The 13,355-nt window shown below is 72.6% G+C and carries 12 protein-coding genes; 7 read left to right on the top strand and 5 right to left on the bottom strand.

Annotated features, from left to right (window positions below; all coding sequences use genetic code 11):
• The first annotated feature begins 285 nt into the window (after positions 1-285).
• The 4 genes from ACFSC0_RS03515 to ACFSC0_RS03500 all read left to right on the top strand — a co-directional run bounded on the left by ACFSC0_RS03515 (position 286) and on the right by ACFSC0_RS03500 (position 3,286).
• Positions 286-1,581 (top strand): dicarboxylate/amino acid:cation symporter, encoded by a 1,296-nt coding sequence (locus ACFSC0_RS03515; protein ID WP_377280704.1) that lies wholly within the window; start codon positions 286-288, stop codon positions 1,579-1,581.
• Between the two features lie 72 nt (positions 1,582-1,653).
• Entirely contained in the window at positions 1,654-2,274 is a 621-nt protein-coding gene (locus tag ACFSC0_RS03510; RefSeq protein ID WP_377280494.1) for a DJ-1/PfpI family protein, read from the top strand.
• Positions 2,275-2,285: 11 nt separating this feature from the next.
• Positions 2,286-2,612 carry a DUF1244 domain-containing protein gene (locus ACFSC0_RS03505; RefSeq protein WP_377280495.1) on the top strand — a complete coding sequence of 109 codons (327 nt, stop codon included), beginning with the start codon at positions 2,286-2,288 and terminating at the stop codon, positions 2,610-2,612.
• A gap of 5 nt (positions 2,613-2,617) precedes the next feature.
• A complete protein-coding gene (locus tag ACFSC0_RS03500) occupies positions 2,618-3,286 on the top strand; it encodes an alpha/beta hydrolase family protein (RefSeq protein ID WP_377280496.1) in 669 nt (222 codons plus the stop codon).
• Between the two features lie 25 nt (positions 3,287-3,311).
• Here the strand turns inward: ACFSC0_RS03500 and ACFSC0_RS03495 are convergent, their stop codons facing one another.
• The 4 genes from ACFSC0_RS03495 to ACFSC0_RS03480 all read right to left on the bottom strand — a co-directional run bounded on the left by ACFSC0_RS03495 (position 3,312) and on the right by ACFSC0_RS03480 (position 7,222).
• The gene (locus ACFSC0_RS03495) at positions 3,312-4,097 is read right to left on the bottom strand and encodes a DUF899 domain-containing protein (RefSeq protein WP_377280497.1); all 786 of its coding nucleotides are present in this window, start codon (positions 4,095-4,097) and stop codon (positions 3,312-3,314) included.
• Between the two features lie 130 nt (positions 4,098-4,227).
• Positions 4,228-5,409, bottom strand: a complete 1,182-nt coding sequence (locus tag ACFSC0_RS03490; RefSeq protein ID WP_377280498.1) for a BaiN/RdsA family NAD(P)/FAD-dependent oxidoreductase — start codon at positions 5,407-5,409, stop codon at positions 4,228-4,230.
• On the bottom strand, positions 5,409-5,936 hold the full coding sequence (gene coaD / locus ACFSC0_RS03485; RefSeq protein ID WP_377280499.1) for a pantetheine-phosphate adenylyltransferase: 528 nt from the start codon (positions 5,934-5,936) through the stop codon (positions 5,409-5,411). The genes ACFSC0_RS03490 and coaD overlap by 1 nt, the downstream gene beginning before the upstream one ends.
• Before the next feature lie 2 nt (positions 5,937-5,938).
• Entirely contained in the window at positions 5,939-7,222 is a 1,284-nt protein-coding gene (locus ACFSC0_RS03480) for an MFS transporter (protein WP_377280500.1), read from the bottom strand.
• Between the two features lie 165 nt (positions 7,223-7,387).
• Between ACFSC0_RS03480 and ACFSC0_RS03475 the strand changes: the two genes are divergently transcribed.
• The 3 genes from ACFSC0_RS03475 to ACFSC0_RS03465 all read left to right on the top strand — a co-directional run bounded on the left by ACFSC0_RS03475 (position 7,388) and on the right by ACFSC0_RS03465 (position 10,680).
• On the top strand, positions 7,388-9,403 hold the full coding sequence (locus ACFSC0_RS03475; RefSeq protein WP_377280501.1) for a TonB-dependent receptor domain-containing protein: 2,016 nt from the start codon (positions 7,388-7,390) through the stop codon (positions 9,401-9,403).
• A 90-nt stretch (positions 9,404-9,493) separates the two neighbouring features.
• Positions 9,494-9,916 (top strand): hypothetical protein, encoded by a 423-nt coding sequence (locus tag ACFSC0_RS03470; protein ID WP_377280502.1) that lies wholly within the window; start codon positions 9,494-9,496, stop codon positions 9,914-9,916.
• Positions 9,917-9,930: 14 nt separating this feature from the next.
• Positions 9,931-10,680 (top strand): class I SAM-dependent methyltransferase, encoded by a 750-nt coding sequence (locus ACFSC0_RS03465; RefSeq protein ID WP_377280503.1) that lies wholly within the window; start codon positions 9,931-9,933, stop codon positions 10,678-10,680.
• 10 nt (positions 10,681-10,690) lie between these two features.
• On the opposite strand, the gene ACFSC0_RS03460 is transcribed toward ACFSC0_RS03465, so the two are convergent.
• Positions 10,691-13,303: an ATP-binding protein gene (locus ACFSC0_RS03460; protein WP_377280504.1), complete on the bottom strand. Its 2,613-nt coding sequence runs from the start codon at positions 13,301-13,303 to the stop codon at positions 10,691-10,693.
• Positions 13,304-13,355: the final 52 nt, after the last annotated feature.

The raw sequence follows: 13,355 nt of genomic DNA, 5'->3' as shown, positions 1-13,355 counted from the left end.
CGCCGAGGCCGGCTCCGGCCGGCCGAAGAGCGGGTGGGGGAGGGGGCGAGCCGCCTGCGCCGTGACTCGGATAGCCCACTAGGAGCGGGGATAGGCCGCGCTCCTGGCCTGCCCTCTCCACCATGCGCTCTGCGCTTCGCTCGGCGCATGGTCCCCCTCTCCGATGAATGGGAGGGGAGAGAAGGGGGCGGGATGAGCGGTTTTTCGTGAGCCCACGGCGTGTTACCGCATCCCATCGGCCGCCGGCCGAGCGGGGGATGAGGTGACATGGGCGTCTTTCGGCCGCTGAAGATCCTGTACGTCCAGGTGCTGATCGGCATCGCGCTGGGCATCGCCGTGGGCGTGGTCTGGCCGGAGTTCGGGGTGGCGCTGAAGCCGTTGGGCGACGGCTTCATCAAGCTGATCAAGATGGCCGTGGCGCCGGTGATCTTCTGCACCATCGCCGCCGGCATCGCCCACATGAGCGACATGCGGGCCTTCGGCCGGCTGGGCGTGAAGACCCTCATCTACTTCGAGGTGGTCTCCACCTTCGCCCTGGCGGTGGGCCTGATCGTCGGCAACCTGGTTCGTCCCGGCGTCGGCTTCGACGTCGACCCGGCCACCCTCGATCCCTCCATCGCCGCCGGCTACGCCGAGAAGGCCAGGGAAGGGCAGGGGATGGCCGAGCACCTGCTGGCGCTGATCCCCGACGCCTTCTTCGGCGCCTTCGCCGAGGGCAACCTGCTGCAGGTGCTGGTGATCGCCGTGCTCACCGGCTTCGCCTGCGCCAGGCTCGGCGAGTTCGGGGCCAAGATGGCCCATGTGCTGGACGACATCTCCAAGGTGTTCTTCTCGATCATCGCGGTGATCGTGAAGCTCGCGCCGATCGGCGCCTTCGGGGCGATGGCCTTCACCATCGGCCGCTATGGGATCGAGTCGCTGCTGCAGCTCGGCGCGCTGGTGGCGACCTTCTACACGACCAGCCTGATCTTCGTGCTGGCGGTGCTGGGCGCCATCGCGGCGGCCTCCGGATTCTCGATCTTCAAGTTCATCCGCTACATCCGCGAGGAGCTGCTGATCGTGCTCGGCACCTCCTCCTCGGAGTCGGTCCTGCCGCAGATGATGCAGCGGCTGCAGACGCTGGGCGCGGGCCGCACCACCACGGGCCTGGTCATCCCGACCGGCTATTCCTTCAACCTCGACGGCACCAACATCTACATCACCCTGGCGGTGCTGTTCCTCGCGCAGGCGACCAACACCGAGCTCGGGCTCGGTCAGCAGCTGACCATCCTGGCCGTCGCCATGCTGACCTCCAAGGGCGCCAGCGGCGTCACCGGCGCGGGCTTCATCACCTTGGCGGCGACGCTGGCGGTGGTGCCGGACGTGCCGATCGTCGCCCTCGCCCTGCTGGTCGGCGTCGACCGCTTCATGAGCGAGTGCCGGGCGCTGACCAACCTGGTCGGCAACGGCGTCGCCACCCTGGTCGTCGCCCGCTGGGAAGGCGACCTCGACCGCGAGCGGATGCGCCAGGAGCTGGACGCCGGCCCCACGCCCCTCGCCGAGCCCACGCCCCGTCAGCTCGCCACGGCGGAGGCGGACTAGCCGCCGCGGCGACCTACTGCACCGCGGCCCCGGATGGTAGAAGACCGGGCGTCAACGCCTCTGGAGGGCATCGTGCAGATCGCGGTTCTTACGTTCGACGGGTTCAACGAGCTGGACTCGTTCATCGCCGCTGCGATCCTCAACCGGCTGAAGGCCAAGGGCTTCGCCGCCTACATCACCGCGCCGACCCCAGAGGTGACCTCGTTCAACGGCGTGACCGTCCAGCGCCAGCGGCCGCTGGAGTTCGCGTCCGAGGCCGACGCCGTCCTCATCGGCAGCGGCATGCGGACGCTGGAGTTCGCCGCCGACCCGGACCTGCTGGCGCGCATCGTCCTCGACCCTTCGCGCCAGCTCGTCGGAGCCCAGTGCTCGGGCACGCTGCTGCTGGCCAAGCTGGGCCTGCTCGGGGATCTGCCGGCCTGCACCGACCTGACCACCAGGCCCTGGGTGGTGGAGGCGGGCGTGCAGGTGCTCGACCAGCCCTTCGTGGCCCACGGCAATGTGGCCACGGCGGGCGGCTGCCTGGCCTCGCAGTACCTCGCCGCCTGGACCATCGCCCGCCTCGCCAGCCTTCGCGACGCCGAGGAGGCGATCCACTACGTGGCGCCGGTCGGCGAGAAGCAGGCCTATGTCGCCCAGGCGCTGGCGGCCATCACAACCTTCCTTCCCGGCGCCGCGAGCGCGGCGGCTTGAGAGGCGCTTCCATGACAAAGATCGACGACAAGCTCGCCGCGGCCGCGTTCCACCGCCTGGTCGATCACCTGCGGATGCGGTCCGACGTCCAGAACGTGGACCTGATGGGCGTGGCCGGGTTCTGCCGCAACTGCCTGAGCGACTGGCTCAGCGAAGCGTCCGAAGGGGCGCTCTCGAAGGACGAAGCGCGGCAGGCGGTCTACGGCATGCCGCAGGCCGAGTGGAAGGCCCGCCACCAGACGCAGGCCAGCCCCGAGCAGCTGGCCCGCATGGACGCCAGCGTCGCGCTCAACGAACGCCTGCGGGCCGAGCGGAAGGCCGCCCCGGGCGAGGGCTGAGCGCCATGGCGGCCGAGCCCCTCAGCATCCCGGTTCCCGGGCACGGCGACGTCTCGGCCCTGTGGCAGGCGCCGGCCGGCGCCTGGGCGGGACTCGTCCTGGCGCACGGGGCGGGCGCCGGGATGACCCACAAGTCCATGGCGGCGATCGCCGACGGCCTCGAGGGGCTGGGCGTGGCCACCCTGCGCTACCAGTTTCCCTACATGGAGCGGGGCTCGAAGCGCGTCGATGCGGCGCCCGTGGCGCACGCGACGGTGCGCGCGGCCGCGGCGGCGGCGAAGGCGCGGGCCGCGGGGTTGCCGCTGTTCGCCGGCGGGCGCTCGTTCGGTGGGCGCATGACCTCCCAGGCCCAGGCGGCCGCGCCGCTCGACGGCATCCGCGGCCTGGTGTTCTTCGCCTTCCCCCTGCACCCGGCGGGGAAGCCCTCCACCGACCGGGCGGCGCATCTCGATGAGGTGGCGGTCCCGATGCTGTTCCTGCAGGGCGACAACGACGCGCTCGCCGAGCTGGCGTTGCTCAGGACCACGGTGGACCGGCTCGGCTCCCGCGCCCGGCTGCACCTCCTCGCCCACGCCGACCACGCCTTCCATGCGCCGGCCAGGACCGGCCGCAAGGACCCCGAGGTGCTGGCCGAGGCCCTGGCGGCCGCCACGGACTGGATGCGCGGGGTCTGAGGGGCCTCGCCCGCGCGCGCCCCGGTCAGGCCCTGACCTCGTCGCCGGGGTTCCGGAACGCCGCCTCCCCGGCGTCGGAGACCTCGACCCACTTGGGGTCCGGCGCGGCCTCGGCGGCGTAGTTGTCGTGCCAGTTCCACCACTTGTACGGCGGGCTCTGGGGGTAGCCCTCGGGCGAATCCTCCCACGTCTCCTGCCGGCCGAGCGCGGTCAGGTCGAGGTAGCTCCAGACCGTTCCCATCGCCTCGTCGCCGCGGTTGTTGATGAAGTAGGTGCGGAACACGCGATCGCCGTCGCGGATGAAGACGTTGTGGCCGTGCCATTCGTCGACGCCGAAGTCGGCGTCGAAACTGTCGGTGATGGTGTACCAGGGCATCTTCCAGCCCATCCGCGCCTTCAGCCGGGCGATGTCCGCCTGCGGCGCACGCGAGGCGTAGGCGAGGGTGGTGTCGCGGGCGTTCAGGTGGGCGAGGTTGCCGACCTGGTCGGCGCCCAGCGAGCAGCCGCGGCAGGCGTGGTCGGGCCAGCCGAACACCCCCGGCTCGAAGAAGGCGCGGTAGACGACCAGCTGGCGGCGCCCCTCGAACAGGTCCAGCAGGCTGACCGGCCCGTTCGGCCCCTCGAACCGGTAGGACGTCTCCACCGCCATCCACGGCATCCGCCGCCGCTCGGCGGCAAGTGCGTCGCGGGCCCGCGTGTGGGCCTTTTCCTTGACGAGCAGTTGCTCGCGCGCGGCCTCCCACGCCTGCGGCGAGACGATGGGCGGCGTGCGCATGGCGCCAGCTCCGCCGTTCTCAGGTGACTGGGTCATGATGGCGATGTCCTCCGAAGCGGTCGGGCCGCGAGCGTTCACGCCGAGCGGCCCCGTCGCGGAACAGCCTGGCGCCGGGCCCTTGCGCGGTGGGAGTGACAAGTTTGGCGGGATTTGACGCGACGGCCTTTCAGAGCCGCGCCAGCACCCCTTCCGCCGCCGCCACGCCCGTCGCGAAACAGGCCTGCAGCAGGTAGCCGCCCGTCGGCGCTTCCCAGTCCAGCATCTCGCCGGCCGCGAAGACGCCCGGCAGCGCCTTGATCATCAGGTTCTCGTCCACGGCGGACCAGGCGATCCCGCCCGCCGAAGAGATGGCGCGCTCCAGGCCCTGGGCGGCGGTGAGCACGACGGGCGCGTGTTTGATCGCGTGCGCCAGGTTCTCGGGCAGGGCGCCGCCGTTCGCCTCCCGGACCAGGTTGACCGCGACCGGCGACAGCCCCGCGGCCTTGCGCAGGAAGTTGGACGCCGACTGGCTGCCGCGCGGGCGGGCGAGCTTTGCGGCGAGCTGGTCCTCCGTCAGGTTTGGCTGAAGGTCGAGCTCCAGCACGGCCCGGCCGTCGCGGGCGATGGCGTCCCTGAGCGGGGCGGAGAGGGCGTAGACCGCGCCGCCCTCGAGGCCGTAGCCGGCGATCGTCGCCTCGCCGCGGACCGTGCGGCCCTCGAAGCTGAGCGCCAGGGGCTTCAACGGCGCGCCCGCGAACCGGCTGCGGAACGGCTCGCTCCAGGGCACGGTGAAGCCGCAGTTGGCCGGGCGGAAGGGCCGGACCTCGACGCCCCTGGCCGCCAGGATCTGGACCCAGTCGCCCCTGGAGCCGAGCTTGGGCCAGCTCGCGCCGCCCAGCGCCAGGACGGCGGCGTCGGCCCGCACCGGCGGCGCGCCGCGGAAGGCGAGGGCGCCGGTCTCGTCCCAGCCGAGCCACTCCGCGCGAGTCTCCAGCCGCACCCCCTGCCGGGCCAGCCGGGCGAGCCAGGCGCGCAGCAGCGGCGAGGCCTTCAGCGCCTTCGGGAACACCCGCCCGCTGGAGCCGGTGAAGGTCGGCTGCCCCAGCCCTTCGGCCCAGGCGATCAGCGCCTTCGGCGGGAAGGCCTCGAGATAGGGGCCGAGCCGCCCGGCCGCCTCGCCGTAGCGGGCCTTGAACCGGTCCAGGGGCTCGGAGTGGGTCAGGTTCAGGCCGCCGCGCCCGGCCATCAGGAACTTGCGCCCGAAGGTCGGCATCCGCTCGTAGACGGTGACCGCCGCGCCGGCCGCGCTCAGCCGCTCGGCGGCCATCAGCCCCGCCGGCCCGCCGCCGATGACGGCGATGCTGGGCATCAGCCGCTGAACTTCTTCCGCAGCGCCCGCTCGACGCTCGGCGTGACCAGCCAGGAGACATCCTCGTTCAGGCTGGCGAGCTCCCGGGCGGTGCTGGAGCTCACGTGCAGGAAGGTCTCCTGGCAGATGAAGTGGACCATCGGAATGGTCGCATCCAGCCGGCCGAAGACGCCGTGGTAGCGGAACTCGTCGTCGAAGTCGGAGGCCTGGCGCAGGCCGCGCACGACGTGGGTCGCGCCTATCCGCCGCGCGTACTTGATGACGCTCTCGCCGACATAGGAGCCCACCTCGACCTGCTCGGGCAGCGCGCGGCCGCCTGCGCCGGCGAGGTCGAGGTCCATGACCGAGTCCCGGATCAGCTCGAGGCGCTGGCCGACGTCGAACAGGCCGGTTTTCAGCGGGTTTGCGCCGACGGCGATGTGCACCACGTCGAAGGTCGTCAGCGCCTTCTGGACGATATCCAGGTGCCCGCGGGTGATCGGGTCGAACGAACCCGCATAGAGGGCCCGGGTGCGCGCGGGCTTCATCGCTAGTCCTCCGTGTGCCGGGGCCGGGTGGCGGCCAGGCCGATCAGGCTCAGCACGCCTGCGGCCACCAGGTAGCCGCCGGTCATCACCAGCCCGCCGCGGTCGGCGAGCGCCTGGGCGGCGATGGGGGCCAGGCCGCCGCCGATGATCCCGCCCACATTGAACGCCAGGGACGCCCCGGAGTATCGCACCCGCGGCGGGAACAGGTTGGGCAGGTAGGCGCCGAGCGGGCCGTAGACGAAGCCCATGACCAGCAGCGCCAGCGACAGCCAGGCCCAGATCAGCAGCAGCGAGCCCGAGGCCATCATCGCGCCCATCGCCGCGCCGATCGCCACCGTGCCGACGCAGCCGGCCATCAGCACCCGGCGCGGGTTGGCCATATCGCTCCACCAGCCGGCGATGACGATGCCGGCGGCCAGGAACAGGATCGCGCCCAGCTGGACGCCCAGGAAGGCCTCGCGGCTGTAGCCGAGGGTGGTCGTGCCGTAGCCGAGGGCGAAGGCGGTCGCGAGATAGAAGATGGCGAAGCAGGCGATGACCGCGAAGGTGCCGCCGAGCAGCGCCAGGGGATGGCGCACCACGACTTCGGCCATCGGCACATGGCTGGGTGGCGCCTCGGCCACGGCGCGCTGGAAGGCCGGCGTCTCGCCGATCTTCAGCCGCACCCACAGGCCCAGTCCGACGAGGATGGCGCTGGCCAGGAAGGGCAGGCGCCAGCCCCACTCCCGGAAGTCGTCGGCCGGCAGGAACAGGCCCAGCAGCAGGAACAGGCCGTTGGCGGCGATGAAGCCCACCGGCGCGCCGAGCTGCGGGAACATGCCGAACCTCGCCCGCCAGCCGGGCGGAGCGTTCTCCACCGCCAGCAGCGCCGCCCCGCCCCACTCGCCGCCGAGCCCGAAGCCCTGGCCGAAGCGCAGGATGCAGAGCAGCAGGGGCGCGATCCACCCCGCCACGGCATAGGTCGGCAGGAAGGCGATCAGCAGGGTCGAGCCGCCCATCACCATCAGCGAGGCGACCAGCGTCGACTTGCGTCCGATCCGGTCGCCGAAGTGGCCGAAGAAGGCCGCGCCCACCGGCCGGGCGAAGAAGGCGACGGCGAAGGTCGCATAGCTGCTCATCAGCTGGGCCGAGGGCGAGGCGGCCGGGAAGAACAGCGGCCCGAACACCAGCGAGGCGGCGGTCGCGTAGATGTAGAAGTCGTAGAACTCCACCGCCGTGCCGACGAGGCTCGCGGTCAGCACGCGGCGGGTCGAGGCGCCGCCGACGCCCGGATCGGATGAGTTCAAGGTGGCCTCCCCTTCGCCGTTCAGACCGCGGCGTGGAGACGAGGTCAAGGGGCGCGGCCGCGCCGGCGCCAGCCGAAACAGCGCTTGCCAGCTCGGTATGTTATAACATAACAAGCCCCCATCGCCACGCTTTGGGGGAATGTCATGAAGTCACGCAGCTTGCTCATGTTGGCCGCGAGCGCCTCGGCGCTGCTCGCCGGCGGAGCCGCGGCCCAGACGCCCGGCGCGGGGCACGAGGTCGCCGAGGTGGTCGTCGAGGCCACCCCGCTCGGCCACACCATCAACGAGGTGGCCACGCCTGTCGCCCAGCTGGCGGGCGACGAACTGGTGCAGCGGCGCCAGGCGACCCTCGGCGAGACGCTGCAGGGTCTCCCCGGCGTGAACTCCGACACCTTCGGCGGCGGCGCCAGCCGCCCGGTGATCCGCGGCCAGACGGCGCCGCGGGTGAAGGTGCTCTCCGACAGCTCCGAGCTGATGGACGCCTCCGCCGTCTCGCCCGACCATGCGGTGACCACCGAGCCCCTGCTGCTGCGCGAGATCGAGGTGCTGCGCGGCCCCAGCGCGCTGCTCTATGGCGGCGGCGCGATCTCGGGGGCGGTGAACCTCATCGATTCCAAGATCCCGACGCAGGCGCCGGCGCGCGGGGTCGAGGGCGTCGCCGAAGTCCGCGGCGGGACGAACGCGGACGAGCGGGCCGCGGTCTTCGGGCTCACCGTCGGCGGAAGCGGCTTCGCCCTGCACGCCGAGGCCGTCGGCCGCAGCTCCGACGACTACAAGGTTCCCGACTGGGACGAGGACCGGGTCCACGGGACCTTCAACGACACCTCCACCGTCTCGTTCGGCGGCTCCTGGATCGGCGAGCGGGGCTACCTGGGCGCGGCCTTCACGCGCCAGAGGAGCGAGTACGGACTGCCCGGCCACAGCCACGACTACGAGTCCTGCCACCCCCACGGCAGCAGCCTGCACTGCGGCGGTCACGGGCACGACGACGACGATCACGACCACGACCATGGCCACGAGGATGAGGACGCCCCGTTCGTGCGCCTGCGCAGCGAGCGCTGGGACATCCGCGGCGAGTACCGGGAGCCGTTCGCCGGCGTCGAGCGCATCCGCCTGCGCGCCGGCGTCACCGACTACCGCCACGACGAGGTCGAGGGCTTCACGCCGGCCACCACCTTCCGGAACGACGGCTACGACGCGCGGGTGGAGGTGGAGCACAAGCCCGTCGCCGGCTTCTCCGGCGTGATCGGCGTGCAGACGGCGGTCAGCGACTTCAGCGCGCTGGGCGCCGAGGCCTTCCTGCCGGCGTCGGAGACCCGGACGACCGGCCTCTTCCTGTTCGAGGAGCTGGACTGGCGCGACTGGCACTTCGAGTTCGCCGCCCGCAAGGACTGGCAGGAGATCGAGGGCGCCCGGATCGTGCGGACCGAGCACGACCCGTTCTCCCTGTCGGCCTCGGCGCTCTGGACGTTCGCGCCCGGCTATTCCGCCGCCCTGGCGATCTCCCGCTCGCAGCGGGCGCCGACCGCCCAGGAACTCTATGCGCGGGGCGTCCACCTGGCGACCAACACCTACGAGATCGGCGACCGCAATCTCGACGAAGAGACCGCCAATACGGTGGACCTCACCTTCCGCAAGACCGAGGGCGACACGACCTTCACGGTCGGTCTCTTCCACCACCGCATCGAGGACTACATCTTCGCCGCCACGCTCGACCGGTTCGAGGACTTCCGCCTGATCCGCTACACCCAGCAGGACGCGCGGTTCACCGGCATCGACGGCGAGCTGACCCACCGCTTCACGCCGGCCCTCTCGGCGACGGTGTTCGGCGACTACGTGCGCGCCGAGCTGACCGGCGGCGGCGGCGACGTCCCGCGCATCCCCGCCGGCCGGCTCGGAGGGCGCGTGAACGGGGCGTACGGCGGCTTCACCGGCGAGCTCGAATACTACCGCGTGTTCGACCAGGACGAGGTCGCCGACTTCGAGCAGGAGACGCCCGGCTACGACATGGTCAACGCCACCGTGGCCTACAGCCTGCCCGTCACGGAGGGGCGGATGCAGGTCTACGTCCGCGGCACGAACCTGCTCGACGAGCTGGCGCTCAACCACGCCTCCTTCGTCAGCCGCGCCGCGCCTCTTCCGGGACGGACGGTCGTGCTGGGCCTGAGAGCCTCGTTCTAGCGGGGTCGCGTGCGGGGCCTGTCCGGCCACTCGCGTGGAGCGGGGACGCGACGCGTCCCCGCGCCTCTGGACTCTCGGCCGGCAGCCGACGTGGCCGGCCGGCTCGCCCACGCCGAAGAGCATTGCCGGCGCCAGGGGCAGGCCTGGACCACGGGGCGCCGCTTCATCCTGCAGCGGCTGCTGGAGGCCGGGCGGCCGCTGAAGGCCTACGAGCTGATCGCGATGCTGCAGGCCGCCGGCCGGCCGAGCAATCCGGCCACGGCCTACCAGGCGCTGAAGGGTTTGCTGGCGGCCGGGCTCCTCATTCGGGTGGAGAGCCTGAGCGCGTTTCATGCGGTGTCGCCGCAGGCCGGGCCGCAGGCGCTCCTGGTATGTCGGTCCTGCCGGGGCGTCACGGAGGTCGGGCTGCCGGAAGAGGTGCGCGCCTGGCTGGCCGCCCAGCAGGGCGACTTCCGGCCTGAGGGTTGGATCTGCGAGGTCGTGGGGACCTGCTCGGCCTGCAGCGAAGACTAGCTGGGAGCGCACCGATGGCGTCGCGACTGTTCGAGTTCATCGCCGCGCGGCATGAAGGGCCCTGGGGCGCGGTCCTGGACGCCGGAACGGGGGTGCATTCCGCCGGCTGGCTCGCCGGCCTTCCGACGGAGAGCCTGACGCTGGTCACCGCCGCGCCGGCCCATGCCGACCAGGTCCGGCGCAGCGTCCCCTTGCGGCCGGCCGACCGCCTGCTGGTGGGCGACTGGGCCGACCCCGCCTTCCTGGCCGGCGAGAGCTTCGATGCGGTGCTCGCCGATTACCTCGTCGGCGCGGTGGAGGCGTTCGCGCCGTATTTCCAGCAGGCGCTGTTCGACCGGCTGGCCCGGCTCGTCCGCGGGCGCCTCTACCTGATCGGCGTGGACCCGTACGTCGTGGCCGAGCCCGACACCGCCTCCGGCCGGCTGGTCTGGGAGATCGGCCGCTTCCGCGACGCCTGCCTGCTGCTCGCCGGAGACCGGCCCTATCGGGAATACCCGGCCGAGTGGGTGCTGGCACAGCTCGACCGTGCGGGCTTTGCGGTGATCGAGGCGCGCCGGTTCCCGATCCGCTACAAGGCCGCCTTCGTCGACAGTCAGATCGACATGGCCCTCATGCGGCTGCCCGCGCTGCCGGACCCGGCCCTGGCCGAGGCGCTGAGGGCGCGGGGCGAGGCGCTTCGGCGGGCGGGGCTTGCGGCCGTCGCCGCCAAGGACGGAATCCGGCACGGGTGCGACTACGTCATCGTCGCCGAGCGCCGCCCCTAAGGCCGCCGCCTCACGCGCCGGCCGGCTCGTGCAGCCCGCGCTCGCGGGCGATGCTGACGGCGGCGAGCCGGCTGGGCGCCTCCAGCGCGGCCAGGATGGCGCCGACGTGGTGCTCCACGGTCTTGGCGCTGAGGCCCAGCCGGTCGGCGATCTCGGCGTTGGCGAGCCCGTCGCTGAGCAGCGAGAGGACTTCGCGCTGGCGGGGCGTCAGCCCGGCCGGGTCCTCGCGCCGCGCCGCCCGCGGCCCGGCCGGCACCGAGCGGACGCCCTCCGCCCGCATGCGCCGACGCAGCTTGCGCGCCGCCGGAGCCGCGCCCAACCGGTCGAAGATCGCCAGCGCTTGGCGCTGGGCGGCCTCGTCCCCGTCGGAGAGGGCGATCGCCTGTTCGTAGGGACAGCCGCGGGCGGCCCAGAGCTCCGCGGCCTCGCGCCAGCGCCCTTCCACGTGGGCCTGGTGCGCCGGCGAGAGCTGGGCGCGGGCCTTGGGCTCCAGCGCCGGCGGGCGGCCGAGGATGGCGAGCCACAGGGCGGTCTCGCCGATGTTCCACAGCTGGCTCCAGGATCGCACGACCTGGGCGTGGACCTCGGCCAGCTGTTCGACGGCGCCCGGCCGCGAGCCGCCCAGCCAGTGCGCTTCGGCGTCCGCAAGGGCGATCGGGACCCGGCGCAGGAGGTCGCGCTGGGCGGTCGGGAGCTTGCGCGCCTGGTCGAGCAGGCCGCCCTCGGGCAGGCCGAGGCGGACACGCACGCGGCTGAGCGCGATCATCGCCGAGAGGCCGACGGTGACCCGCGGGTAGGGGCCGAAGACCACGTCCTCGGCCTCGGTGAGCGCCTCCTCCAGCCGGCCCATGTCGAGCAAGGCGGCGGCCCGGTTGCCGCGGATGAAGGCCTCGAGCGGCAGCTGGTCGCGGGCCGCGCAGGCGGCCTGGCCCTCGTCGAGCGCCTCGAGCAGGCCCTCGTGGCGGCGCGCCGGGGTCATGATGGAGGTGAGGTTGGAGTAGAGCCGGGGCAGGGCGTCCAGCTCGCCTCTGGCCCGCGCCTCCTCGATCGTTTCGCGGATCGCCGGCGCGCCCTCGTCCAGGTTGGTGGAGGCGCGCGTGGTCCGCAGATAGGTCAGCGCCTGCAGATAGATGTCCGTGCGGCCGAGCTTTTCGGCCCGCGCCAGGGCCTCCTCGGCCGCGGCGATGGCCTCGTCGTTGCGGTCCGCCAGCATGTCGAACTGGGCCTTGCTGGCCAGCGCCATGGCGTACTGCCAGCTGTCGGGCTCGGCCCGCAGCACGCGCACCGCCGCCTCGACGTCGGCCTGGCAGAGGTCCGGGTCGCCCAGGTTCCACTGCACATGGGCCGAGATGCGCAGCGCGTTGCCGAGGCCGGTGACGTTGCCTACCCGCCGATGGATGGCGATGGCTTCGTCCAGCGCCTGCCGGGCCAGCAGGAACTCGCCGCAGAAGTGGGCGCAGAAGGCCTTGCGCTCCAGCAGCTGGGCGCGCTCGCCGTCCGCGAACCCGCCGTGCTCGATCGCCCGGGAAAGGTGGGCCACCGCCTCTCCGTAGGCGCCCAGGGCTCCGGCCTCCTCGGCGGCCCGGATGGCGTAGCGCACCAGGTCGGCGGCCGAGCCGGCCTGTTCGGCGTGGTGGGCGATCTCTGCGGCGCGGGCGCCCTCGCGGCCCTTGAGCAGCACCAGGGCGGCGGTGTGCAGTTCGCGCCGGCGCAACGGCGACAGCGACTCGTTCACGGCCCGGCGCGCCAGTTCATGGCGGAAGGCCAGCGCGGCGCCCCGGGCGTTGAGCATGCCGGTCGCCAGGCACTCCTCGACCCCCTTGTGGTCGTGGTCGCTGGCGATGTTGCGCAGCGTCTCCTCGTCGATCTGGCGGGGGAAGATGGAGGCGCACTCGAGGGTGCGGCGGGCGTGGGGGGAAAGGCGCGCCGCCCGCGCGACGGTGACCTCCTGCACCGTGCGGGGAACGACGTCGCGCTCGTAGGCCAGGTATTCGGTCACGTGGAACGGGTTGCCGCCGGTGGCCTGGAACACCTCGGCCGGCAGGCGGCCGCGCCGGCGCGCCAGCCGCGCCACGGCGGCCGCGGAAAGCGGTTCGAGCTCGATGCGCTCGCGCGCGTCGCGCGGCATGTCGGCCCACAGCGAGGCCAGCCGGGCGCTGGACTGCGGCTCGTCGGTGCGGAAGGTCACCAGCACCATCACCGGTGCGGTGCGGATCCGGCGGGCCAGGAACCTGAGCAGGTCGAGGGTCGCATCGTCCGCCCAATGGATGTCCTCGAGGGCGAGCAGCCCTGGCCCCTTGCCGCCGGTGAGCAGCCGCAGGAGCGCCTCGTAGGTCGCCAGCTGTCCGGTCGGGGAGATGGAGAAGCGGCCCTGGCTTTCGCGCGCGATGTCGCGCAGCGGGCCCATCGGTTCGGGCGTGGCCAGATGCTCGCAGCCGCCCATGTGCACCCGGGTGTCGGCCCGATGCGCGTCGACGAAGGCCAGCAGCAGGGAGCTCTTGCCGATCCCCGCCTCGCCCTCCAGCGAGACGATCCGCCCGGCGCCGGCGCGCGCCTGCGCGAGAGCCGCCTCGAGGCGCGCGTGAGCTGTTTCCCGCTCGATGAGTTCCGCCGCTCCCGTCATGGTTGAAGCGTATCACCGCGGCGTCGGCTGAGAAACGCCGTTATCCGGAAGC

Source organism: Phenylobacterium terrae (assembly GCF_042681205.1).
Lineage (GTDB): Bacteria > Pseudomonadota > Alphaproteobacteria > Caulobacterales > Caulobacteraceae > Phenylobacterium > Phenylobacterium terrae.
Note: the sequence above shows the minus strand (reverse complement) of the source record. Positions and strands in the feature narration are given on the sequence as shown.

Excerpts from the sequence above, each read along its gene's own strand:
- ACFSC0_RS03505 (WP_377280495.1), top strand. The coding sequence starts at position 2,286 with ATGACAAAGATCGACGACAAGCTCGCCGCGGCCGCGTTCCACCGCCTG.
- ACFSC0_RS03500 (WP_377280496.1), top strand. The coding sequence starts at position 2,618 with ATGGCGGCCGAGCCCCTCAGCATCCCGGTTCCCGGGCACGGCGACGTC.
- ACFSC0_RS03495 (WP_377280497.1), bottom strand. The coding sequence starts at position 4,097 with ATGACCCAGTCACCTGAGAACGGCGGAGCTGGCGCCATGCGCACGCCG.
- ACFSC0_RS03490 (WP_377280498.1), bottom strand. The coding sequence starts at position 5,409 with ATGCCCAGCATCGCCGTCATCGGCGGCGGGCCGGCGGGGCTGATGGCC.
- coaD (WP_377280499.1), bottom strand. The coding sequence starts at position 5,936 with ATGAAGCCCGCGCGCACCCGGGCCCTCTATGCGGGTTCGTTCGACCCG.
- ACFSC0_RS03475 (WP_377280501.1), top strand. The coding sequence starts at position 7,388 with ATGTTGGCCGCGAGCGCCTCGGCGCTGCTCGCCGGCGGAGCCGCGGCC.
- ACFSC0_RS03465 (WP_377280503.1), top strand. The coding sequence starts at position 9,931 with ATGGCGTCGCGACTGTTCGAGTTCATCGCCGCGCGGCATGAAGGGCCC.
- ACFSC0_RS03460 (WP_377280504.1), bottom strand. The coding sequence starts at position 13,303 with ATGACGGGAGCGGCGGAACTCATCGAGCGGGAAACAGCTCACGCGCGC.